Genomic DNA, 23,540 nt, shown 5'->3' on the forward strand with positions numbered 1-23,540 from the left:
CGGTTTTTGACCAAAAGCCTGAAGCTGACTTCTGCCCTGGTTCTGGCCGGAATGGTTGTTGCCGGTTGTACTGGCGTTGACCGTACAACAACCGGTTCTGTTGCCAAAGGCGGCGGCACTAAGACTGAGCGTTCTATTGAACAAATGAACGCCATGCAATTGGCACAGGCTGCACAGACCTATGGCGCGCATTATCAGAAAAACCCGACCAGCAAAGTCGCTGCACTGAATTATGCAACCGTGCTGAGCATGGCAGGTCGTAATGACCAGTCACTGGCTGTGATGCGGGCAATTGCGATTCAACTGCCAAAGGATAAGCAGGTCTTGGCAGCCTATGGTAAGGCTTTGGCCGGAGCAGGGGAGCTGGATGCAGCACTGGACGCTGTGCGCCGTGCGCAGACGCCGGATTATCCGGACTGGCGTTTGCTGTCGACTGAAGGTGCAATTCTCGATCAGCAGGGCAATTCCGCAGCTGCCCGCACAATTTATCAGAAAGCACTACAGATTAAACCGGGTGAAGCTTCTATCCTGTCTAATCTTGCGATGTCCTATGTTTTGAGCGGTGATTTGCCAACGGCAGAGAAATATCTGCGTCAGGCAACAGTGGCGAATGGCAGTGACAGCCGCGTTCGTCAAAATCTGGCGCTGGTTGTTGGTCTTCAGGGACGTTTTCAGGAGGCAGAAACCATTGCTTCGCGTGAATTGTCGCCGGAACAGGCAAAAGCCAATACAGATTATCTGCGCTCAATGCTCGCAAAACAGGGCGTTAAAAAACAGGCATAAAGTCTGAAAAGTTTATGAATAAAAAATACCTGCTTGAAGTGAGATTCAGGCAGGTATTTTTGTTAATTACCGGCGATACCGCCCTGACCAAAAATCTGGATCATGGCAGGGCCGAGAATGACCATAAACAAGACGGGTAAGAAAAATACGATCATCGGCACCGTGAGTTTAGGCGGCAGACCTGCGGCCTTCTTTTCAGCAGCCAACAGACGCATATCGCGGCTTTCCTGCGAGAGTGTACGCATTGCCGTTGCCACCGGCGTACCATAACGCTCTGCCTGTATAAGGGCTTGTGTCATGGCTTTGATCGCTTCCATGCCCGTGCGACTGGCAAGATTGTCATAGGCCTGACGGCGTTCCGGCAAAAAGGCCAGTTCCGCATTGGTCAGCATTAATTCTTCTGCCAGATCGACAGACTGGACGCCGATTTCATCGGCAACGCGGCGGAAGGCTGCTTCCGTTGACATGCCGGATTCAACACAAATCAGCATCAGATCCAGTGCATCCGGCCAAGCCAGAGTAATGGAGTCACGGCGTTTGGCTGCAATATTGCTGACATAGAGATTCGGTGCATAAAAACCGGCATAAGCTGCAAGAATGCAAATAAAGAAACGAACAAAGGTTGATTGTTGCGCCAGCATACCGAGTCCGAAGATCATGAATATCGCCAGCGCCAAAAATGCAAAGGGCAGCATGAAGCGCATGAACAGAAAAATATTCAGCGGATTTTGACCGCGAAAACCTGCTTGGCGCAGCGACGCAACGGTTTTGTCATCAGCAAGGGCACGGCGCAAATCCAGCTTCTCAACAAAATCGCGAATACCGGCTTTTTGCTGATGGCGCAGACTGATGCCACGCTCTTTATCATTGGCAATGCGGGCTCTTTCACGCGCGCGAATAGCTTCGCGTTCAAGGGCAACGGATTTCATCCGGCTTTTGAGCGGATTACGCTGTAAATAGGGGAGCAGTAGCGTCATTATGGTTGCGAACATCGCAAACATAACAAGAATGCTGATTAGAGTTTGCCGCTGAAATAGCGTGGTTTCGAAAAATTCGCGCATCGCCATCCCGCTTACATTTTGAAGTTAATCATGGTTTTCATCACGAAAATTCCGAGAGAATACATGACGACTGAGATGACCAGCAAAACATTGCCGGGAAAGGTCGTGAACAGCAGGCCGATATAGCCGGGATTCATAAAGGAAATCACTGTGGCCACAAAAAACGGCAGGGAGCCGATAATCGCAGCCGAAGCCTTAGCTTCCTGAGACATGGCTTGTACCTTGGCTGCCATTTTTTTCCGATCACGCAAGACGCGTGACAGATTTCCAAGAGCTTCCGAAAGGTTGCCACCGGCCTGCGATTGAATCTGGATCACAATTGAGAAAAAATTGGTTTCCGGACAAGGCATGTTCTCCGGCATTTTCGCAACAGCTTCCGGTATCGTCAGTCCTATTTGCTGAGCTTCAATAATCCGGCGAAACTCTTCTTTGACCGGTGACGGCGCATCATTGGCCAGCAAACGCAGACTGTCATTTAATGGCAGACCGGAGCGTAATGAGCGGGTAATCACGTCCAGCGCATTTGGAAAGTCATTCAGGAAGGCTTTCATGCGCTTTTTACGCAAATGCAAAATAATCCAGCGCGGAACACCGAAAAAACCGATCAGAGCAATCACCGGCGATAGTATTAAGGGTACGCCACCCACCAAGCCAAACAAAAAGCAGATAAAACCACTGCCTGCACTGATGAGATAGAACTGACGAACACTCCAGCTTAATCCGGCCTGTGCCAGAAGTGTACGCAGAGGCGGATTTTTCTGGTTTTTGGTCTGTTTTTTATTGCGGCGATCCAGTTCATCCAGATTGTCCTGCAAAGTCCTGCGTCGCTTTTGCGCCTCAGTGGCTTTTTCACGCTCAGAGCGCATCACCACACGACTGGTTGTGGTCTTTTTAATTGCATCGAGCCGTTTTTGGCCGGTTTTTTCCGTATTGATGCGGTCAAAAAAGATGGCATAGAGCAGGGCACCGGCCGCAATTGCCGCCAGAACAACAAGCAGAACTGTTGCGCCGTTCATCGAAGTGCCCTTTCAGTATCCGGCATATGATATGCCTGTTTCGTTCAAAAATGTCAGTTTAATGCGGTGTGGCTTCAGATTTGATGGCTGCCTGCCACCTCCATCGTATCGAGAATAGTCGATAGACGCTGGTCCTCATTGTAATAGCGTGCCCGCTCCCAGAAGGCCGGACGAGCAATGCCGGTTGAAACATGACGGCCTATAATATTGCCGTTAATATCTTCCCCCATCATTTCAAAATTAATCAGATCCTGCGTTATGATGACGTCGCCCTCCATACCGATGACCTCAGTAATGTGGGTTATGCGACGGGTACCGTCACGAAGACGCGTTGCCTGAATAATGACATCCACGGAACCGACCATGATCTCACGCACGGTGCGTTGTGGCAAAGTATAGCCACCCATGGCAATCATCGCCTCCATACGGTTCAGACATTCACGCGGGCTGTTGGAGTGGATCGTGCCCATCGAACCATCGTGACCGGTGTTCATGGCCTGAAGCAGATCGAAAACTTCAGGGCCGCGAACTTCACCGACGATGATACGTTCAGGACGCATACGCAGACAGTTCTTAACCAGATCACGCATGGTGATCTCGCCTTCGCCTTCCAGATTAGGCGGACGGGTTTCAAGGCGGACAACATGGGGCTGCTGGAGCTGCAATTCTGCTGAATCTTCGCAGGTGATGATGCGCTCAGTGGAATCAATATAGCGCGTCAGGCAGTTTAGCAGGGTGGTCTTACCGGAACCTGTGCCACCGGAAATAATAATATTACAGCGCACACGCCCAATAATTTGCAGCAATTCCGCACCCAGTTGCGAAATACTGCCGAAACGTACCAGCTGATCGAGGGTCAGCTTGTCTTTTTTAAATTTACGGATCGTCAGCGCTGTACCGTCAATGGCAAGTGGTGAGGTAATGACGTTGACGCGGGAGCCATCCGGCAGACGGGCATCACAGATCGGGCTGGATTCATCAACGCGGCGGCCAACCTGAGAGACGATACGCTGGCAGATATTCAGCAATTGCTGATTATCACGGAAACGGACATTGGTTTCCTGAACACGGCCATTGACTTCAATATAGGTTTTGCGTGCGCTGTTGACCATAATATCGGCGATATCATCGCGCGCCAGCAGCGGTTCCAGTGGGCCATAGCCCAGAACATCGTTACAAATATCGTCGAGCAGTTCTTCCTGCTCGGCAATCGACATAACAAAATTCTTGATCGAGATAATATCATTGACGATTTCACGGATATCATCACGGGCGGCATCGGCATCCATACGTGATAATTGCGACAGGTCAATTGTATCGATCAATGCCGCAAAGATCTGGGATTTCGTATCGTAATAAGCTTGTGACTTTTCACGGGCAACCGGAGCAGCAACAGTTTTTGTTGCCATTTCACTTGTTGTTGATGCTGATGGCGACAATGGCGCAGATGCAATGCTCTGTGAGCCGCCGGCCTGTTGGCTGGCAGCGGGTTTGCTGGTGGTGGCGGCTGTGCTTGCGCCTCTTTTTCCGAACATGGCTGCTCTCTATCCTTGTCCGTTAAGCGGAAGGTTTACGCTTTAATTTACTTAAGAGGCCTGTCAGCGGGCTTGATTTTTTAGCCTCATCCGGCACGTCCTGTTTGCCGAGTAGCTCACGGGCGATCTCGGTAATTTTTTGCGAAATTTTATGATTTGGATCAGCCTCTCCGAGCATATGCGCATTATTGGCGGCAGTGCCGAAAAACTGCGGATCAAACTCAATTACCGCCAGCGGCTTGATATTGAGTGGCGAGCAAAACTCTGCGGTTGAAATTTCAGGACGCTTGGGAACACCGGTCTGATTGAGAATAAGATGCGCAGGCCGGTCGTTCGGGCGCAGCAGGATTAGTGTATCCAGCAGGTTTTTGGTGTTACGCAGACAGGCCAGCTCCGGTGTGGCGACGATGATAATCTCATCGGCCTGCATCAGGGTTGTCCGTGTCCAGTTATTCCAGCTATGCGGCATATCGAGCACCAGCAATTGTGTAGTGCGTAAGGCAGATTCTATGATTGTTACAAAGGATTCCGCTTCAAAATCATAGGTTTTTTCGAGCGTTGACGGTGCTGCCAGCAAAGACAAATGCTCAGAGCTTTCAGCTAGCAAACGATCGAGATAGACCTCATCTACACGCTCTGGCGCGTAGACTGCATCGGCAATCCCTAAGGTCGGATCCTGATCAAAGTTGATGTTAACTGTACCGAAAGGCAGATCCATATCTGCCAGTACGACCTCATGTTTGAACTGATTGGCCAGACTCCAACTGATGTTGTGAGCAAGTGTGGACGCGCCGGTTCCGCCTTTAGCGCCGATAACGGCAATACTTCTGCCGGAAGGCGCAGTGGACGGATCCGCAAATAGTGTATCCAGCACGGAGATGACTTCAGACAGGCTGGCAGGAGCAACCAGATAGTCTGAAACACCGTTGCGGATCAGTTCACGATAGAGCCGGACTTCATTGCTGCGGCCGATAATCAACACACGGGTGCCGCTGTCGCAAACTTCTGCGAGCCGGGTAATATCAGCAAGCAATTGATCCGGTCCGGCAGCGCTTTCAAGAATGATGAGGTGTGGCGTGGAACTACTATGATAGGCTTCAAGCGCCGTGTTGATATCACCCGAACGGATTTGCCAACGGGTTCGTGTCAGACGGCGATCCTGCGCACAGGACTGAAGTACAGACAGGCCGGCTTCCGTTTCACAGAAAGCATCAATATTCAGGCGTGGCAGCGGACGAATACCGCGTATATCCGTGCTGCTATCCTGAAATATATCTGTTGATGTGATACTGTTTTCCACAATCACGACCTTTGTTGGAATGGTATGCAATTTTAACTGGCATTAGTTTGTGAGTAAAATTGTGATGCAGTTGTCTATTATTGTGACTTTGTAGTGTATTCTACAATTTTACTACGTTCTTCTGCCCAAACTTTTGATAAACTTGGTGAAATATTATCGTAACCGTTGTCAGGACTATCTTTTGATGCCCCGCTTAAAATCCGATCATTGCGCGTGCCATTCAGTGGCGCTGTCGCGCGTGGACCAAGGAAATCTGCCGGATTTGCAACCTGTGCAGCTAAATTAGCCTGTGTGGCACAGCCGAAGTCAGCGTAATGTTTGTTTTCAGCGGTATTCAGCATGTCATCCGGCCAGCGCCCGCAAGGGCCGGTTGCAGCAGTCATAGCATAATAGCTGATGCGGACCGGAGCTGAGACTTGCGGGTTGTTGACCTGATAGCTTTGGGTTGCAATATTGCTGGCTAATACGCCACCTTGTCTTAGGATCGCGGCAATGTCAGTGCTGATGCGATAAGCGGCCGTCTGGTTAGCGCTCCCTTCAGGAAGTAATATAAAGACCATGCCTGAGCCCTGACGACGATAGCCGTCAACGGAATTTTGCACAATGCTGCGCTGCGTGAGACTCAATTTTTTATCATTCCGGCTGACCGGAATATCAGCTGTTTTTTCACGCTCCTGAATGGTAATCGGATGATTGGTGCGATAATCATCCGGTATTGAGCCAACAGTCACGTGATGCGTATTGGCACATCCTGCCAAAGCCATTGTTATGAACAGGCTGCCACTGATGAGCATTGTGCGTGAAGGCTGAAAGTGTTTTTTCTGCATAGCTACCTGCCCCTCTTATTTATAAATGAAGCCGACAACGCCGTTATAGCGGCCGTTGGGCAGGTTGGTTTTGGCACTGCCATAAACGCGATTAACTTTGCCGAGAACAAATCCTGCAGCATCACTTGGCGGTGTTAGATTATCGTCAGGACGAGCCAGTTCTGTCCGTGCCGTTGAGCGCACCAGATAAGGTGTAACAATCACAACCAGTTCCGTTTCATTGCGTAGGAATTCCCGACTGCGGAACAATGTGCCGAGCACAGGGATTTTGGAAAGGCCTGGCGTACCGTTGATGGATTGACGGGTTTCATCGCGGATCAGTCCGCCAATCATCATCGAGCCGCCTGATGGTATCTCAACCGTGGTATCTGCAATCCGCTTCCGCAGTGAGATGATGTTGGGGCTAAGTTCACCGGTGTTTTGTGTTGCTGAACCTTCAGTCGTGGGCTCAGAAACGGATGTCCGGACTTTTAAAGATATGCGACCTGGTCCCAGAACTGTCGGCATAAACTCCAGCCCGATACCATATTCAATTTTGGCCAGCGTATTCTTGCGCTTTCCGTCGTCTTCATAGTCAACGCTATCAAGAACATTATATTCACCGCCAACCTGAAAGGCCGCTTTTTCACCGGAAATTGCGGTTAGTGTCGGTTCTGCAAGGGTTTTCATGGCACCTGCAGTTTCCATTGCTTGCAAATAGCCTCTGAAATTACTGGTACGAATACCCAGAGAATTGCTTGCGTTTTGTCCTACCCCGCCAGGCAGACTGCCTGCAATGCCGCTGAAGGTCACGCCGTTCATACTGGCATTTCCAACCATATTAACGCCAAGCTGTTTCATCACAGTACGGCTGACTTCTGCAACAGTCACTTTCAGTGTAACCTGATCTTCGCCGACAATGGTAATCAGGTTGATGATTTTACTGGCGCGGCGAGCTTCCTGATCATTGCCAGTGGTTACAACCAGGCTTCCGCCCGATCCTGATGACGAAACAGAATTACCCGTATTATAAGTATTCGTAGTGGCTTCACCGCCGGATACCAGTAAGTTTGCAAGCTTGGCAGCCTGCGCTGCATCCTGTGGTGTCTGAACAGTACCGGTGAGGACAATATTATCATTGATCAGCTCGATTTTGATATCAGAGCCCGGAATATATTTTCGCAAAGACGATGCAAGACTGCTGACATCGCGCTCAATTTTTAAGTCGAGGCTGGCGATCTGTTCGCCATCCTTGCCAAAAATAATAATATTGGTTTGCCCGACCGCTTTACCAAACAGGTAAATGCGGCGTGCTGTACGCGTGACGGCATCGGCCGTCGTAGGATTGGCGACCAGAATGTCATAAGCATCCTGCGGCAGGTCAATCACAAGGGATTTTCCAAGCCCGAGATTAACCGGTTGTGCGCGGCCTGCACTGGTGATCTGGACGTCCTGCGCCTGCACGACCTCCGAAAAGGTGACCGGAATGATCAGGGCGGCTGAAAGGAGCAAAGCTTTCAATTGAGTACTGCCGTAAGTTTGGGAAAAGAAAAGACGTGTCATTAGTTGATCCCGACTTCGGAAAGGTTGCCCGATTTAATCATTTTCACCGGTCCGTTTTTACCCGGTGACATCACAAGATAATCAGATGTGCTGGAAGCCTCAGGTTCTGCATCGCGCACAGAACGTAGGGTCAGGTTGATTCTGTCTGCCATAGATTGGGCGGCAGCCATAATCTCTGCCTGCTTCTGCGTGACTTCCAGAGTGGCGGTGCGCCCCATAATATCTTTTTTACCTTGATCATCTTCTTTGATGGTTTGATCAATGGCCAGAACGCGGACATTCTCCAGAATAGTTTCCGTTAAGAACGGCAAAGATGACGGCTGTGTATTGCGGTTTGCGCGGGTAAGAACAACGTCAACGCGATCACCTGGCAAAATAAATCCGCCGGCAGAACTCTCTGCTGCAATATTGGTTGCGATCGCGCGCATGCCTTTAGGCAGCAGAGAAGACATAAATTGCTCGCCTTCACCGATCAGCTTGACTTTACGGATAGGCTCTCCGGCCAGAACAGGAAGGCGCAGACTGGATTTTTGCAGATCATCCAGTGCGTCCGGCTGGGCATCACGGGTGATATAATCTGCGGATACCGAGCTTTCAGGCCAGGATTGCCATTGTAGCTGACCGGACAGACTGGAGCCGACGGTCAGATTGGATGAGGCTGTCAGAACATCTTTCAAGGGGAGTGCGGGCGCTGGTGTACTGACTTCAATCGCCGGTGGCGGCGCATCATTCATCGTCAGGGCAATATAGCCTGCGGCACCGGCAGCAAGCACGGCAACAGCCAAAATGATCAGACGTGAAGTGTTCATCAATTAATCCCCGCATCATGCGTGTGTTGTGGCACACACACTTAATGCAGCAGGAATCGTATAATTATGGTTAACGAACTGTTATTATCAATTTTGTTAAAATACACCTTGCTAAACAATATCAAGAAATAATGAATTTAGCCTGCAATTGAAAGTTGCGGATAAATCCACAGGCCGGCAAATGCCAGTGCTATACCATACGGAATGCCTATGGTCGGATCTGTCAGGCGATAAAGAAAGGCAATATGTGCAATTTTGCTTCTGTTGATGAGTTTGCGCAGTAACAGAATGATTATCGTCAGAATGCCGCCAGCGATGGCGCTAATCAGTAAATACTGGACAAGGCTGGTTGAAAATCCGGCCCATAGCGCAGTGGCGCTGATGAGTTTGGCGTCTCCGCCACCCATAGCATTAATAAAAAACAGACCAAAACAGACAATCAGTGCAACCGCACCAACAGCCAGATGCAGGAGAATCGTCTGTAGCGGTAGCCCTGTGATTGGTGCGAAAAGAATAAAACCGGCAGCCAGAAACAGACAGGCAATATTGCTGATCTTCATGAATAAAAGGTCTGAAAGTGCAGCATAGATCATAGTGCCGCAAAATGTCAGTGCAATGAGGAGAGTGAGCATAATCTGCCTTGATGCTGCCGGAAGAGGACCGATAATTGGTTTTGTTAATCCATAGGCAAAGCACTTTACCTTTAAGTTAATGGGTGGGTAAACGCTGTAAAACCCGTATAGTTTTATTTTATGACTTGAAATGAACCGCCAAGTTTGCGGAGCTTGTTATCTATTAAGTGTTCTTTCATCCATCTTGCGCATAGTAGAGATGAAAACGGAACTTAATTTATGGCTTATAAGAATATGATAAATTTGAAAAAACTGATATTTTTATCGCTGCTGAGTGCCGGTCTTCTGACACATCAGGCCAGAGCTGAAGAAATTCAGACAATTCAGATTAAGACCGACCAGGCTCATATTCTGCGCCTCGATAAGCCGGTAAAATCCATCATTATTGGCAATGATGCAATTGTCGATGCTATGATGCAGGATGCAAAAACCATTGTTCTCACAGGGCGCAATAATGGTGTGACCAATCTGGTGGTTATGGATCAGAATGGGGTGACGATGCTGGACGAGCAAGTCATGGTTGGCCAGAATGATCTGGCAACGACACGGGTTTTTCGCGGTTCTGATATATCCGTATTGTCCTGTACGCCGATTTGTGAACCTAAAGCTGTCTCGCCTAAATTATAATTTTTTATCTCTTCGGTTCTATCTGGCTTTGGAAACTAATGTTTATGTCGAGAGATCAGGCTGACACTGCTGATTTAAAGCACCCTCAAAAAAAGTTCCGTTTGTTTTTTCGGGACGAAAAAGGTGTAACAGCAGTCGAGTTTGCTCTGGTTGTTTTTCCGTTTTTATTCTTGATTTTTGCGATCATTGAGCTGGGCATTAGTTTTGCAATGCAGCAGATGCTAAATTTTGCGGTTGAGGATATAAGTCGCCAATTTTATACGGGGCAGCTCAGAGAAGAAAATCTGAGACCTGATTCTGTTAAGAGCAGTATTTGTAAAAAAATCAGCATTTTACCCATCGTTGATTGTAATAAATTGTCGATCAATCTGGATAATTATACTAGTTTTTCAGAAGTGCCTGTGAAAAATCTTGTTACGAAAAACGGAGAGCTTGGCCTGCCGCAAACGATCAATGTCGGAGGGCCATCGACGATTAACCAGATTAATGTGTTGTATCGCTGGCCTGTCATGACCAATATTCTGTATTATTTGAATCCGGATGTGAAACCTGCTGATCGTGTTCTTCCACTGTTTATAACCGTCACCTGGCAAAATGAGCCATATTCATGATGGGAAAAGAGTGTGAAAAACTGGTTCGCTTAGTACAGAACATATATGCATATTTAAGATGCTTTTCGAAAGATGAACGGGCTGTATCGGCGGTAGAGTTCGCTTTATTGTTGCCTGTTATAATCCTGATTTATGCTGGTGTTGCCGATGTTTCGCGTGGTGTTGATGCAAGCCGCAAGGTCAATCGGGTCGCTAGTGTTGTTGGTGACTTGGTAAGTCGGCAAATTAGTGTGCTACCTGCGCAATTGGATGATATTTTTCTGATTGGTGCCAGCATTATGGTGCCGTCAGCAAAAAATCCTGAAATTAAAATATCTTTTCTAAGAGTGGAGAGGATCAATAATTCTTCAAATTTTAGAGTGACATTGTTATGGTCGCGCAAGACCCGTGGCTTTGATGATAAAAAAGGCATGGGCGCAACAGAGCTACCAGAGAGTCTACGTAAAGAGGTCATGAATTATATTCGTGTTGAAACACAATATACCTATCAGCCACTGCTTTCTGCTGTGCTTCCCCCTATCAATATGGCAGAGACTTATTTTGTCAGCCCGCGCTATTCGGATCTTATTCCTTGTGCGGCTTGTTGATAGCTCGTCCGCGATAATACATCGAGTGGCATAAACACCTCCATGCTTGACGCTTGCGGTAGGTTTCATGATATGCATTTCGTTGAACCAAACGAAAGCAGTCAGAAGGCACTATTCTATGCGGCGGGTTATACTCATTGTGCTCGACTCATTCGGCATCGGCGGCGCACCGGATGCGGATTTGTTTGCCGATCAGGGCGCTAACACTCTAGGTACGATTGCCGGTTTTTGTGCCGACAGGCAGACACATCTGAACATCCCTCATATGCTGCAGCTGGGGCTGGGACTGGCTGCGCAATGCGCGACCGGAATATATCCGGCCGGGTTCAATGCCGATCTGCCGGTCAGCGGACTTTGGGGCGCGGCTTGCGAAGTCTCAAAAGGCAAGGATACACCTTCCGGCCATTGGGAAATTACAGGTTTGCCGGTTCCTTTCGACTGGGGTTATTTTCCAAAGACTATTCCAACATTTCCTGCAAGCCTGACCGAAACGATTATTCGCCAAGAGAAACTCAGCGGAATATTGGGCGATTGCCATGCATCCGGCACGGAGATTATTGCGCAATATGGTGAGGAACATATCCGTAGCGGCAAGCCGATTTTCTACACATCTTCAGATTCAGTCTTACAGGTCGCTGCCCATGAGGCGCATTTTGGCTTGCAGCGTCTCTATGATCTGTGTGCGGCTTTGCGCTTGCTGGTCGATCCGCTCAATATTGGCCGTGTGATTGCCCGCCCTTTTATTGGTGAGACGCGGGACAGTTTTGAGCGCACCGGCAACCGGCGCGATTTCGCGGTGCCGCCGCCACAACCGACACTGCTGAATATTGTCGAAGCGTCAGGACATGATGTTTATGCGGTGGGTAAAATCAGCGATATTTTTGCCGGATCAGGCATAACAAAACTACGTAAAGCGCATGGCAATCAAGCACTGGTGGATGCCACTCTGGAAGCGATGGATGAAGCCGGTGACGGCGATCTGGTTTTCACCAATCTTGTTGACTTTGATATGCTCTATGGTCACAGGCGCGATATTACCGGCTATGCGGCTGCCCTTGAAGCCTTTGACAAGCGCTTACCTGAAATTTTGCAAAAAATGTGTGAGGGCGACTTGCTGATTCTGACCGCCGATCATGGTTGTGATCCGGGCTGGCATGGCAGCGATCATACCCGTGAATGTGTGCCGGTGCTTGTCGCGGGCGCTGGAAGCGGCACGATTGGTATGCGGAATAGTTTTGCCGATATTGGTAAATCTGTTGCATCCTATCTGGGTCTTGAGAATAATCTGGCCGGTGAGAATTTTCTGACAGCAGATAATAAAGCGCAGTCATAAACGCAGCCAGATAAGAGTGGAGATTAGAATGCCTGAATTGCCTGAGGTGGAAACGGTTCGCCGTGGTCTGCAACCGGTTATGGAAGGTGCAGTCGTAGAAAAACTGGTTTTAAATCGTCCTGATCTGCGTTTTCCTTTTCCGGAAAATCTCAATGAGCGCCTGCAAGGGCAAAAAATTGTCTCACTGGGGCGCCGCGCCAAATATCTGCTGATTGAATTTGAGGATGGTGCCAGTCTGATCAGTCATTTGGGCATGTCCGGTTCCTATCGGATTGAGCCTGATTTGCGTATTTCTGCGCCGAAACAGGCTCAGGAACAGGCAGATGACGGGTTTCATTATCCGCGGTCCAAAAATCCTGCACATGACCATGTGGTTTTTCACGTTCAATCGGAAATCTATGGCCAAAGGCAGGTGATTTATAATGATCCGCGCCGGTTCGGTTTTTTGTTGTTGTGCGGCGCCGGTGAACTGGCAGACCACCCTTCATTGAAAGACCTTGGCATTGAGCCGACCGGTAACAGCCTGTCCGGAGCGGTGCTTGCCAGTCTTTTCAAGGGTAAAAAAACAGTTTTAAAGGCAGCTTTGCTGGATCAGCGGTTGATTGCCGGTCTTGGCAATATTTACGTTTGTGAAGCCTTATGGCGCACCGGCTTATCTCCGCTGCGTGCTGCCGCAGAGGTTGCAGAAGACCCTAAGCTTGCAGAAGCACTGGCAACTTCAATCCGCGAGGTCATTGCCGAGGCAATTGTTGCGGGCGGTTCCAGCCTGCGCGATCACCGACAGGCAGATGGCACGCTGGGCTATTTCCAGCATAGTTTTGCGGTTTATGACCGTGAGGGTGAACCTTGCCGGCGTTGCGGCGCGCCTGTGCAGCGCATTGTGCAGAACGGGCGCTCGACTTTCTTTTGTGCAGCTTGCAGCGTTTAATTTTCTACAGCATAATTTTAGGGGAGTATCTCGATGGCTTATGAAACCATTTTGGCTGAAACACGTGGCAAAACCGGCCTTATCCGGTTGAACCGGCCACAGGCACTGAATGCGCTGAACCTGCAACTGGTGAGTGAGCTGATGGACGCTCTGCGAGCCTTTGACAAGGATGATGCAATTGGCGCCATTGTTCTGACAGGCTCGGAAAAGGCTTTTGCTGCGGGCGCTGATATTAAGGAGATGCAGAACCTGACTTTCGCAGAAGCCTATGGTCAGGATTTCTTAGGCGAAGCAGAGGGCGTCAGCGCCATTCGCAAGCCGATTATCGCGGCCGTCAGCGGGTATACATTGGGCGGTGGTTGTGAGCTGGCCATGATGTGCGATTTCATCATTGCGGCGGATAATGCAAAATTTGGTCAGCCTGAAATCACATTGGGAATCATTCCGGGCATTGGCGGGACGCAACGTCTGGCACGCTTTGTCGGCAAGTCCAAAGCGATGGATATGGTGCTGACCGGCCGGATGATGGACGCTGCCGAGGCAGAACGCTGCGGGCTGGTATCGCGCGTTGTTGCACCGGAAGCACTGCTCGATGAAGCTCTGAAGGCTGCAGAGCGGATTGCATCCCTCTCAAGGCTTTCCGTGATGATGGCTAAAGAATCGGTCAATCGCGCTTTCGAGACGACATTGCAGGAAGGGTTGAAATATGAACGCCGTTCTTTTCAAGCGCTTTTTGCGACAGAAGATCAGAAAGAGGGCATGGCGGCTTTTGTCGATAAGCGCACTCCGACCTTTTCAAACCGCTGAGTCGGGGCGCGTGAGGCTGCTCTGCCCCTGAAACCATGGGCAGAGCGTCAGGAAAGGCTTTGAAGGCCATCTTTTACGGGATTCAGGCGCTCTGTGCGAGAGAATCCACATTGACGGGGCTGCAAAGCTGATCTATAAGCGCGCAACAGTGAGACGGCTCTCGGGCTGTCCGAATAGATTTTTGCCCGGTGGCCTGCCCCTTCGATATGATATCGATGCTGAAAAGCCCGCTGGATAGCTGACAGAAAAAGAGAGGCATTTATGGCCAATACACCTTCGGCAAAGAAAGCGGTTCGTAAAATCGAAGCCCGCACCGAGGTCAACAAATCCCGTCGCTCACGCGTACGTACCTTCATTCGTAAGTTTGAAGATGCTGTAGCACTTGGTGATAAAGATGCTGCACAGGCTGCTTTCAAGATTGCTGAGCCTGAACTGATGCGCGCTGTCACTAAAGGCGTTGTTCACAAGAACACAGCTTCGCGTAAAGTTTCGCGTCTTGCTGCACGTCTTAAAGGCATGACCGCCTGATATCAGGTGTCGTCTGTTTGTTAAAAAAACCCGGTCTTCGTACCGGGTTTTTTTGTGCCTGAATTTCTGATGATTCTGCATATTCAAAGTTACAAGCTTTTGCTGGCTGACTGTTTTGGCGTTGGACATTCATCAACGCGGGGGGGGGGGGGCAGGCGAATACAGAGTGCGCGGACGGCAGCTTTCGCTGGAGCGGTTTATGTGCCGATTAGATCGTACTGCTCGCTCTAAAGCGTGTTGCGCTCAAAGAGATCCAGCTTGGCTGTGAAATGCTCTGGCGTGCATTGCGTCAATCTCATTCAAACTGCCGCACAAAACTTCTTTCACTCTCGTAGAGTGACAAAGACGAAATGAGCCCTTTTGCAGCAGACATGCGTTAGGCACTACCCGTTCCGCAGGTTTTTTGAAGTGAGACCCGGTTCCGTTATTTCGTTAATATTTGAGCGCGGTTGTTCACACGAGAATCGCCTTTGCGTGCCGTTTCATTTTGAGCAGGATTCACTGTGTAAAAGCGGCTGTTTTACAAAAGAAACTGCTAAAGTACCTTGGAGATTCTCTTTTCTAAATTTTTCTTTTTGCAATGAATTTCCGGCTGAGACCCGTTTTTATACACAGTTCTGCACTGAGTCTGGGGATTGCTCAGGAGGGCTCTGAGTCAAGCGAATTATTATTATTTTTTTTCACGCCTGAGATTCTGGAATGGTTAATAATTGCTCCGATAAAAAGATGTTGAATCCAAAGGTCTTATTAATTTCAGACCCTGTATCAGAAGAGTTATGCGTACTGAAAGACAGTTCCAATGATTAAAAAACCCTTAACGGTGGTCTTGCCCTGAGGCTAAAGATTTCGCTAATGTTAGCCGATCAGTGCTCTGGACCATTGGCATAAAAGCTATCGGCGTCCGGTTATAATTTCATGGTGTGCAAAGTGAGCTGACGCAGAATTTCCTGTTCTGCGAAGGAGAATTTGTGTGCCTGCAAAATCCAGCACTGCGGGGGAAATATCCTGAATGAGGATCTGACCTGCGGTTGCCGGAGATGAGAGAGGCTGTTCTGTAATGTTACGATATTACAGAATTTACCAGTCATTAACCTAAACAAAGCTTTGCGCAGCCGCAAACGGAAACAGAGGTTGTTGAATGGTTCAATACGGGCAATCAGCATAGGGCGGACAAAACATGAGTCGTTATCTGGTGATCTCGCATCGGCATATTCGAGCGAACAGAATTTAAGACCGAAGCTAAAACGAACAAAAAAGAGTGCGGATGCTGAGAGACCCTTTCAGTCAAACCGCTGAGTAACAAGCATCTGCAAAAGATGCTCCGGTGTGATCGCAAGATCAGCTGCCTAAAAAACTGAACATGATTGTGAGGCGACAATGATTGCAAAGAATGAGGCGAAACTGGGCGTGATGAACGAAGCCGGTCAGCCAGTCCCGCCGATCAGTCAGAGCCTGCATGGTCAGTTTGATACGGCACCGGATTTTATGAGTGAGAAAGAGAATATGACTTTGACAACCGCTTCTCCGGATGAGGCCTTTGAACGACTGCTGAGCAAGCTGAAAGCGCGCGTCGGCAGTGAAATATTCTCTTCATGGTTCGGCCGTCTGAAGCTTGATGAAGTCTCCAAGAGTGTTGTGCGTTTTTCCGTTCCGACCGCCTTTTTGCGTTCATGGATCAACAATCATTACGCAGAAATGCTGACCCTGCTGTGGCAGGAAGAAAACCCGCAGATTATGAAGGTTGAGGTTGTTGTGCGCGGTATGAGCCGTGTTGCACGTCCTGTTGCACCGGTTGCCGATGTTATGCCGGAAATCCCGCAGCTCGCCGCTCCGCAGCGCGAAAAGCCGGTTTTCCCGGTTGGCCAGAGCTTCTCTGCCGAGAAACGTACCAGTCAGGTTGAAGCGGCCGCTCAGAGTGCTGCTGCCGGTTCTGTGCTCGGTTCTCCGCTTGATCCGCGTTATACATTCGACAGCTTTGTTGATGGTGCATCCAACCGCGTGGCACTTGCCGCAGCGCGTACCATTGCTGAAGCCGGTTCCAGCGCCGTGCGTTTCAACCCGCTGTTTATTCATGCCTCCGTTGGTCTTGGTAAAACCCATCTTTTGCAGGCGATTGCCGCCAATGCATTGCAGCGCCAAGACAAGCCGCGTGTTGTCTATCTGACCGCTGAATATTTCATGTGGCGTTTTGCAACTGCAATTCGTGACAATAATGCGCTCTCCTTCAAAGAGCAGCTGCGCGATATCGACCTGCTGATTATTGATGACATGCAGTTCCTGCAGGGTAAATCGATCCAGCACGAGTTCTGCCATCTGATCAATACGCTGCTCGACAGTGCCAAACAGGTTGTTGTGGCCGCAGACCGTGCGCCGTCCGAACTGGAATCACTCGATGTGCGCGTGCGTTCCCGCCTGCAGGGTGGTGTGGCTCTGGAAATGGCAGCACCGGATTATGAAATGCGTGTGGAAATGCTCAAGCGTCGTCTGAGCGCTGCGCAGGCCGAAGAACGCAATATTGATATTGCTGATGATATTCTCGCTCATGTGGCACGCACTGTCACCGGTTCCGGCCGTGAACTGGAAGGCGCTTTCAACCAGCTCCTGTTCCGTCAGTCTTTTGAGCCAAATCTCTCGATCGACCGCGTTGACGAGTTGCTTGGTCATCTGACCCGCGCAGGTGAACCTAAGCGTATCCGTATTGAAGAAATTCAGCGTATTGTTGCCCGTCATTACAATGTGTCGAAGCAGGATTTGCTCTCGAACCGCCGTACCCGCACGATTGTAAAGCCGCGTCAGGTCGCGATGTATCTCGCGAAAATGCTGACCCCGCGCTCGCTGCCGGAAATTGGCCGTCGTTTCGGCGGACGTGATCACACTACAGTTCTGCATGCTGTGCGTAAGATCGAAGATCTGGTCGGCGCCGATTTGAAACTGGCGCAGGAGCTTGAGCTTCTGAAGCGCCTGATCAACGAACAATCCGCATAATCTGTTACAGATATCCATGATTCTGTATCGCGGCTCATGTCGCGATACAGGCTCCCATACAAAAAAGGGTGCAAAGAGCGGGCTACAGGCCTTTTATGCAGAAGAAATCATTGATGTGCGGTTCTGCGGACTTGCAATGTCCCCTTAAATTCTGGCAATTTAACCGTCCATGAGGCGCCTGTCGCGCCGTGATCTCCGGTCAGCTGGGCTGTGCCGGACAGATGTTAGCGAGTTCTGTATATCATGCGCGTAACTATTGAACGTTCAAATCTCCTGAAATCCCTCAATCATGTGCATCGCGTGGTTGAGCGCCGGAATACAATTCCGATTCTCTCCAACGTCTTGTTGCAGGGTGAAGACGGTGTGCTGAAGCTTAAAGCCACGGATCTTGATCTGGAAGTAACCGAATCGACCGATGCCGCCATTGATACGGCTGGTGCGACAACAGTTCCGGCGCACCTGCTGTATGACATCGTGCGCAAGCTGCCGGACGGCGCTGAAGTGATGCTGGCCAATAATGAAGATGGGACAGCCATGTCGGTTGTATCCGGCCGCTCGTCCTTCCGTCTGCAATGCCTGCCACAGTCCGATTTTCCTGAGCTGACAGCGGGTAGCTTCACCCATACATTCCGTATGGAGGCGAGCGCGCTGAAACGTCTGATCGACCGCACCAATTTTGCGATCTCGACGGAAGAAACCCGTTATTACCTCAATGGTATTCATCTTTATGCCGGTGAAGATGATGGCCGTTTGGAACTGCGCGCCGTTGCCACTGACGGTCACCGTCTGGCGCGTGCCGCGATGGAAGCACCAAGCGGTGCCGAAGGCATGCCCGCCATTATCATTCCGCGCAAAACCGTTGCGGAATTGCAGAAGCTGGTTGATGTGCCGGATATGCAGGTGACGATTGAAGTGTCGGATGTGAAAATCCGCTTCACCGTTGGTACTGTTGTTCTGACCTCGAAACTGATCGACGGCACATTCCCTGAATATAAGCGGGTGATTCCGGCTGGCAATGACCGCAAGCTGGTGATTGACCGCCAGAGCTTTGCCGCTTCCGTTGACCGCGTATCGACCATTTCCAATGAAAAAGGCCGTGCGGTTAAGCTCAGCATTTCCGATGGTCTGCTGACACTGACCGTGAACAACCCCGATTCCGGTTCCGCGACAGATGAAGTACCGGCAGGCTATGACAGTGAACCGATGGAAATCGGCTTCAACTCGAAATATCTGCTCGATATCACATCGCAGCTTTCCGGTAAGGAAGCCGTGTTCATGCTGGCCGATGCCGGTTCGCCAATGCTGGTGCGCGATGAGGGTGATGAACATCTGGTCTATGTTCTGATGCCGATGCGTGTATAAGTGCACGGGTGAACACAGATTATAACATGAATGCACAAATGACAGGTCGCAGCGAACGGGTCAGTTTCCGTCGTCTGCGGCTTGCGCATTTTCGCAACTATGACAGCCTGACCTTGCCGCTCAGTGGCGGCCATGTGGTGCTGACCGGCGAGAATGGCGCAGGTAAAACCAATCTTCTTGAGGCGGTTTCCTTTCTGTCACCAGGGCGGGGGATGCGTCGCGCTGCCTATGCCGATGTCAGCCGCAGCGGCGCGCCGGATGGTTTTGCTATCCATGCATTGCTGGAATCAGCAAGCTATGGCGAGGCCGAGATCGGTACCGGTCTGGCCGGAACCAATGGTGAAACAGGGCGCAAAGTTCGTATCAATAGTGCGCCCGCCAGCGCCGATCAGCTGCTCGATTATTCCCGTATCATCTGGCTCATTCCGGCGATGGACGGGTTGTTTACCGGTTCTGCCGGAGACCGCCGTCGTTTTCTTGACCGAATGGTGCTGGCCATTGATGTCAGCCATGGCAAGCGCGTGCTGGATTATGAAAAAGCCATGCGCAGCCGCAACCGGCTGATCTCGGATTATAACAGTGATACCCAATGGCTGGATGCGATTGAAGCGCAGATGGCCGAACTTGGTACAGCCATTGCGGCTGCGCGTGCAGAGCTGATCAGCCTGATCGCGGCCATGATTGAGCAGACACCCGATGACAGCCCGTTTCCGAAAGTGGATTGCTTTCTTGAGGGCGAGCTGGAAGGTCGTATCCGTCTGGAAGCGGCGCTGGATCTCGAAGAGAATTTCCGTCGAACACTCCGTGACATGCGCGGTCGTGACCGCGCGGCAGGACGCACATTAGACGGGCCGCACCGCACCGATATGGTTGTGCATCACCGCCCCAAGGGCATGCCTGCCGCCTTGTGCTCGACCGGTGAGCAGAAGGCTCTGCTGATCGGGCTGGTACTTGCCCATGCGAGATTAACTGCCAATCTTGCCAATATGACACCGGTGCTGTTGCTGGATGAAATTGCTGCCCATCTTGACGAGGGCAGACGTGCTGCCTTGTTCGATATTATTGATGATCTGGGTGCGCAGGCTTTTATGACCGGAACGGATCGTGCCCTGTTTCGCGACCTCAAAGGTGAGACGCAGTTTTTCAATGTCAGTGCTGCCAACCTGACATCTTATGACATTTGAACCGGCAGGGTTTCTGCGGCTCTTTTTATTTTACGCGTATCTTATCCGAAAACCGCTTCACACTTTTCAGGATACGCTCTAGACTTCTCGCATGAGCACACAGGCTGAACCCTTTAGCGGATTAGAAATCGAGCGTTATGCGCGCCATATCATCTTGGCCGAAATCGGCGGGGCAGGGCAGCAGAAGCTTAAAAATGCGCGCGTTCTGGTGATCGGTGCGGGCGGGCTTGGCAGTCCGGCATTGCTCTATCTGGCGGCAGCCGGTGTCGGCCATCTCGGCATTGTCGATGATGATATGGTGACCCTGTCCAATCTGCAACGCCAGATCGTGCACCACACCGATAGCATCGGTGAGAATAAAACCGACAGCGCCGCCGCTACCATGCAGCGTATCAACCCGCATATTAAAGTGTACTGCCACACATTACGGCTCACGCCAGAGAATGTGGCGGAGCTGTTTTCAGCCTATGATATTATCGTCGATGGTTCGGATAATTTTGCCACCCGCTATCTGGTGGCGGATCATGCGGCATTGCTGGAAAAAGCACTGGTCACCGCAGCGATGGGGAGGTTTGACGGCTCGCTGACAGTGCTGAAACCCTATGAACGGGATATGCAAGGCAATCTCTATCCGCATTATCGTGATCTGTTTCCTGAGCCGCCGCCGGACGGATTGATTCCCTCCTGTGCAGAAGCGGGCGTAATCGGCGCCTTACCGGCGATTCTCGGCTCAATGCAGGCCATGGAAGTGATCAAACTGATTACCGGCATCGGAGAGCCTCTGCTGGGCCGTTTGCTGCTCTATGATGCGCTGGCGGCGCGTTTTGAAACCATGCGCTATAAACGACGGGCAAAGGCGGCTGAAACAGATGAGTGAACAGAGCCGGTCTTTTCAGGTTTTTACAATTACACCTGACTATGACGGGTTCGATACTCTGTTGCTGCTGATACAGGATGCCTTTGCCACGCTGGATCGTGTGATTGATCCGCCAAGTTCGGCCGGACGGCTGACGACAGATATTCTGCACTATAAGGCTTATAAAGAGACAGCCTATGGCGTGCTCTGTGATGGTGAGCTGGCCGCATGCGTGTTTCTGGCGGATAAGGGCGACTATCTTTATTTAGGCAAGCTGGCGGTCGGTAAAAAATTTCGCGGGCTTGGGCTGGCACATCTTTTGGTCGAACAGGCCGAGAAGCTGGCACGGCAGCGTGCAATGTCGCATATCGACCTGCAAGTCCGCATTGAGCTGAAGGATAATCAACGCCTGTTCAAAAGGCTGGGTTTTGAAGTGGTCGGAGAAACCATGCATCCGGGCTTTGATCGCGTGACATCGCTGACAATGCGTAAAACTCTGCTTTAATCATATTCGGGAGGAACCTATGGTGCTGGCACTGAGCGCGGAGGAGCGTGCCATTATCAACGGGCGGGATGGTGCTGGCTCTGCAATGGCAATGCGCATCGTTGCCAGAACTGCGGAGCTGATGGGGGCGCCGAGGCTGATCCCCATCGCTTCCGCACATATTGACGGTGCGCTTTATCATGGCGACAGCGGAACTTATTTTGCAGAGAAGCTGGTTGAAGGACAGGCAAAGGTGCGCGTGCGCGCGACGCTGAATGTCGGTTCGCTGGATCTGACCGGTTGTTCCGGTAACCGTTTGCCGCCGCATGAGGCGGCAATGGCGAAGCGGATGATGCAGGCCTATATCAAACTTGGTTGTGAATCGTCATGGACCTGCGCGCCCTATCAGGCAGGGCACCGCCCGCAAACCGGCACCGATGTGGCATGGGGCGAATCGAATGCCGTGGTGTTTTGTAACTCGGTTTTGGGTGCCCGTACGAATCGCTACGGCGATTATCTCGATATTGCCTGTGCGATTGCCGGTCGCGCACCGGACTACGGATTGCACCGGCCGGAGAATCGCCGTGCGACCGTTGTGGTTGATCTGAGCGCTCTTGATTCTGCACTTCTAAATCAGGCGGTGGCCTGGCCGGTGTTGGGCAATCTTTACGGACGCCTGATTGGTGATTCTATCGGCGTGGTGACAGGTGTTGCACCGGAGATGTTATCCGAGGATGATCTGAAAGCCTTTGGTGCTGCCTCTGCCTCATCCGGCGCTGTTGGTCTTTTTCATATTGCGGGGCGCACGCCGGAGGCACCGGATGCCGAATCGGCATTGCAGGGACATGAACCGCTGGAAACGATCCGCGTGACACCACAAATGGTGCGGGAAGCACGCAAAGCTTTGTCCACGATCGAGGCGGACAGAATCGATGCGGTGGCAATTGGCAGTCCGCATTTATCGCTCTTTGAATTTGACCAGCTGGAGGCTGCAATTTCTGACCGGCGATTAACGGTGCCGCTTTATGCCTGTACGGGACGGCATGTGCTGCGCGAGCTGGACAAGAATCAGCGCAGGCAAAGACTGGAACAGGCGGGCGTGATTGTCGTGGCTGATACCTGCGTGGTCGTCACGCCGATTCTGCCGGAAAAGGACAATGCGGTGCTGATGACCAATTCCGGTAAATTTGCCCATTACGCGCCGGGCAATACCGGCTATGGCGTTATCTATGGGTCTTTGCAGGAATGTGTTGAAAGCGCTGTCACCGGCCGTGTCCGGTTTACTGAGGAGACATGGTGATGGAGGCGCTTTTACAAGACAGATTTCAGGCTAAAATACTGGTTGCAGGTGCGTCGGTGGAAGCGCCTGCTTTTGCGCTGACGGCGCCGATCAGCTTTTGGGGCGGCGTTGATCCGCAAACCGGCCTGATCGCCAATGTGCGCCATCCGCAATATGGCCAGTCTGTCTCCGGTAAAGTGCTGTGCCTGCCTGCAACTGTGGGGTCTTCATCGGCGGCTGCTGTGCTTCTGGAACTGGTACACAGCAACCGTGCACCGGGAGCGATTCTCTTGCATGAGCCGGATGCAATTCTGTTGCTGGGTTTGATTGTTGCAGAAGAAATGGGATTGAAAATCCCGCCCGCCTATCAGCTGGATCGTGAAACCTATGCGCTGTTAGATCAGCGACAACTTCATATCAGTGAGCAGGGAATAATCTGTTTTCTATAAGAAAAGAGCCGGAAA

General features: G+C 50.8%; 23 protein-coding genes. 15 read left to right on the forward strand and 8 right to left on the reverse strand.

Annotated features, from left to right (window positions below; translation table 11 throughout):
• Positions 1–51: 51 nt before the first annotated feature.
• Positions 52–783: a tetratricopeptide repeat protein gene (locus QUF18_RS01330; RefSeq protein ID WP_289386080.1), complete on the forward strand. Its 732-nt coding sequence runs from the start codon at positions 52–54 to the stop codon at positions 781–783.
• A gap of 62 nt (positions 784–845) precedes the next feature.
• Here the strand turns inward: QUF18_RS01330 and QUF18_RS01335 are convergent, their stop codons facing one another.
• From QUF18_RS01335 to QUF18_RS01370, 8 genes are all read right to left on the reverse strand, one after another.
• Entirely contained in the window at positions 846–1,844 is a 999-nt protein-coding gene (locus QUF18_RS01335) for a type II secretion system F family protein (RefSeq protein WP_289384565.1), read from the reverse strand.
• 11 nt (positions 1,845–1,855) lie between these two features.
• The gene (locus tag QUF18_RS01340; RefSeq protein WP_289384567.1) at positions 1,856–2,860 is read right to left on the reverse strand and encodes a type II secretion system F family protein; all 1,005 of its coding nucleotides are present in this window, start codon (positions 2,858–2,860) and stop codon (positions 1,856–1,858) included.
• 74 nt (positions 2,861–2,934) lie between these two features.
• Positions 2,935–4,395 (reverse strand): TadA family conjugal transfer-associated ATPase, encoded by a 1,461-nt coding sequence (locus QUF18_RS01345; RefSeq protein ID WP_289384568.1) that lies wholly within the window; start codon positions 4,393–4,395, stop codon positions 2,935–2,937.
• A gap of 22 nt (positions 4,396–4,417) precedes the next feature.
• Positions 4,418–5,695 (reverse strand): CpaE/TadZ family protein, encoded by a 1,278-nt coding sequence (locus tag QUF18_RS01350; RefSeq protein ID WP_289384570.1) that lies wholly within the window; start codon positions 5,693–5,695, stop codon positions 4,418–4,420.
• A 77-nt stretch (positions 5,696–5,772) separates the two neighbouring features.
• Complete coding sequence (locus tag QUF18_RS01355; RefSeq protein WP_289384571.1) at positions 5,773–6,522, reverse strand: CpaD family pilus assembly protein; 750 nt, start codon at positions 6,520–6,522, stop codon at positions 5,773–5,775.
• 15 nt (positions 6,523–6,537) lie between these two features.
• Positions 6,538–8,064 (reverse strand): type II and III secretion system protein family protein, encoded by a 1,527-nt coding sequence (locus tag QUF18_RS01360; RefSeq protein ID WP_289384573.1) that lies wholly within the window; start codon positions 8,062–8,064, stop codon positions 6,538–6,540.
• A complete protein-coding gene (cpaB, locus tag QUF18_RS01365; RefSeq protein WP_289384575.1) occupies positions 8,064–8,873 on the reverse strand; it encodes a Flp pilus assembly protein CpaB in 810 nt (269 codons plus the stop codon). Before cpaB ends, QUF18_RS01360 begins: the two co-directional genes overlap by 1 nt.
• Positions 8,874–9,010: 137 nt before the next feature.
• Positions 9,011–9,505 carry an A24 family peptidase gene (locus tag QUF18_RS01370; protein WP_289384577.1) on the reverse strand — a complete coding sequence of 165 codons (495 nt, stop codon included), beginning with the start codon at positions 9,503–9,505 and terminating at the stop codon, positions 9,011–9,013.
• 219 nt (positions 9,506–9,724) lie between these two features.
• Here QUF18_RS01370 and QUF18_RS01375 point away from each other — a divergent pair, with 219 nt between their 5' ends.
• The 14 genes from QUF18_RS01375 to QUF18_RS01440 all read left to right on the forward strand — a co-directional run bounded on the left by QUF18_RS01375 (position 9,725) and on the right by QUF18_RS01440 (position 23,525).
• Complete coding sequence (locus QUF18_RS01375) at positions 9,725–10,132, forward strand: pilus assembly protein N-terminal domain-containing protein (RefSeq protein WP_289384579.1); 408 nt, start codon at positions 9,725–9,727, stop codon at positions 10,130–10,132.
• Positions 10,133–10,176: 44 nt separating this feature from the next.
• Positions 10,177–10,743, forward strand: coding sequence for a TadE/TadG family type IV pilus assembly protein (locus QUF18_RS01380; protein WP_289384581.1), 567 nt, complete (start codon positions 10,177–10,179; stop codon positions 10,741–10,743).
• Complete coding sequence (locus QUF18_RS01385) at positions 10,740–11,330, forward strand: TadE/TadG family type IV pilus assembly protein (RefSeq protein ID WP_289384583.1); 591 nt, start codon at positions 10,740–10,742, stop codon at positions 11,328–11,330. The genes QUF18_RS01380 and QUF18_RS01385 overlap by 4 nt, the downstream gene beginning before the upstream one ends.
• 118 nt (positions 11,331–11,448) lie before the next feature.
• On the forward strand, positions 11,449–12,663 hold the full coding sequence (locus tag QUF18_RS01390) for a phosphopentomutase (protein ID WP_289384586.1): 1,215 nt from the start codon (positions 11,449–11,451) through the stop codon (positions 12,661–12,663).
• Between the two features lie 28 nt (positions 12,664–12,691).
• Positions 12,692–13,591, forward strand: coding sequence for a bifunctional DNA-formamidopyrimidine glycosylase/DNA-(apurinic or apyrimidinic site) lyase (gene mutM / locus QUF18_RS01395; protein WP_289384588.1), 900 nt, complete (start codon positions 12,692–12,694; stop codon positions 13,589–13,591).
• A 33-nt stretch (positions 13,592–13,624) separates the two neighbouring features.
• Positions 13,625–14,398, forward strand: coding sequence for an enoyl-CoA hydratase (locus QUF18_RS01400; RefSeq protein ID WP_289384590.1), 774 nt, complete (start codon positions 13,625–13,627; stop codon positions 14,396–14,398).
• Positions 14,399–14,659: 261 nt separating this feature from the next.
• The gene (rpsT, locus tag QUF18_RS01405; protein ID WP_289384593.1) at positions 14,660–14,926 is read left to right on the forward strand and encodes a 30S ribosomal protein S20; all 267 of its coding nucleotides are present in this window, start codon (positions 14,660–14,662) and stop codon (positions 14,924–14,926) included.
• Positions 14,927–16,336: 1,410 nt separating this feature from the next.
• Positions 16,337–17,911, forward strand: coding sequence for a chromosomal replication initiator protein DnaA (gene dnaA, locus QUF18_RS01410; RefSeq protein ID WP_374806472.1), 1,575 nt, complete (start codon positions 16,337–16,339; stop codon positions 17,909–17,911).
• Between the two features lie 243 nt (positions 17,912–18,154).
• Entirely contained in the window at positions 18,155–19,273 is a 1,119-nt protein-coding gene (dnaN, locus tag QUF18_RS01415; protein WP_289384595.1) for a DNA polymerase III subunit beta, read from the forward strand.
• A 38-nt stretch (positions 19,274–19,311) separates the two neighbouring features.
• Positions 19,312–20,457, forward strand: coding sequence for a DNA replication/repair protein RecF (recF, locus tag QUF18_RS01420; RefSeq protein WP_374806447.1), 1,146 nt, complete (start codon positions 19,312–19,314; stop codon positions 20,455–20,457).
• A gap of 91 nt (positions 20,458–20,548) precedes the next feature.
• Positions 20,549–21,334: a molybdopterin-synthase adenylyltransferase MoeB gene (locus QUF18_RS01425; RefSeq protein ID WP_289384601.1), complete on the forward strand. Its 786-nt coding sequence runs from the start codon at positions 20,549–20,551 to the stop codon at positions 21,332–21,334.
• Complete coding sequence (locus QUF18_RS01430) at positions 21,327–21,818, forward strand: GNAT family N-acetyltransferase (protein ID WP_289384603.1); 492 nt, start codon at positions 21,327–21,329, stop codon at positions 21,816–21,818. The genes QUF18_RS01425 and QUF18_RS01430 overlap by 8 nt, the downstream gene beginning before the upstream one ends.
• A 19-nt stretch (positions 21,819–21,837) precedes the next feature.
• Positions 21,838–23,097, forward strand: coding sequence for an aconitase X (locus tag QUF18_RS01435; RefSeq protein WP_289384606.1), 1,260 nt, complete (start codon positions 21,838–21,840; stop codon positions 23,095–23,097).
• A complete protein-coding gene (locus QUF18_RS01440; protein WP_289384608.1) occupies positions 23,097–23,525 on the forward strand; it encodes an aconitase X swivel domain-containing protein in 429 nt (142 codons plus the stop codon). Before QUF18_RS01435 ends, QUF18_RS01440 begins: the two co-directional genes overlap by 1 nt.
• Positions 23,526–23,540 lie beyond the last annotated feature (15 nt).

Origin of the sequence: Pseudochrobactrum kiredjianiae, from assembly GCF_030362795.1 — a bacterium.
GTDB lineage: Bacteria > Pseudomonadota > Alphaproteobacteria > Rhizobiales > Rhizobiaceae > Pseudochrobactrum > Pseudochrobactrum kiredjianiae.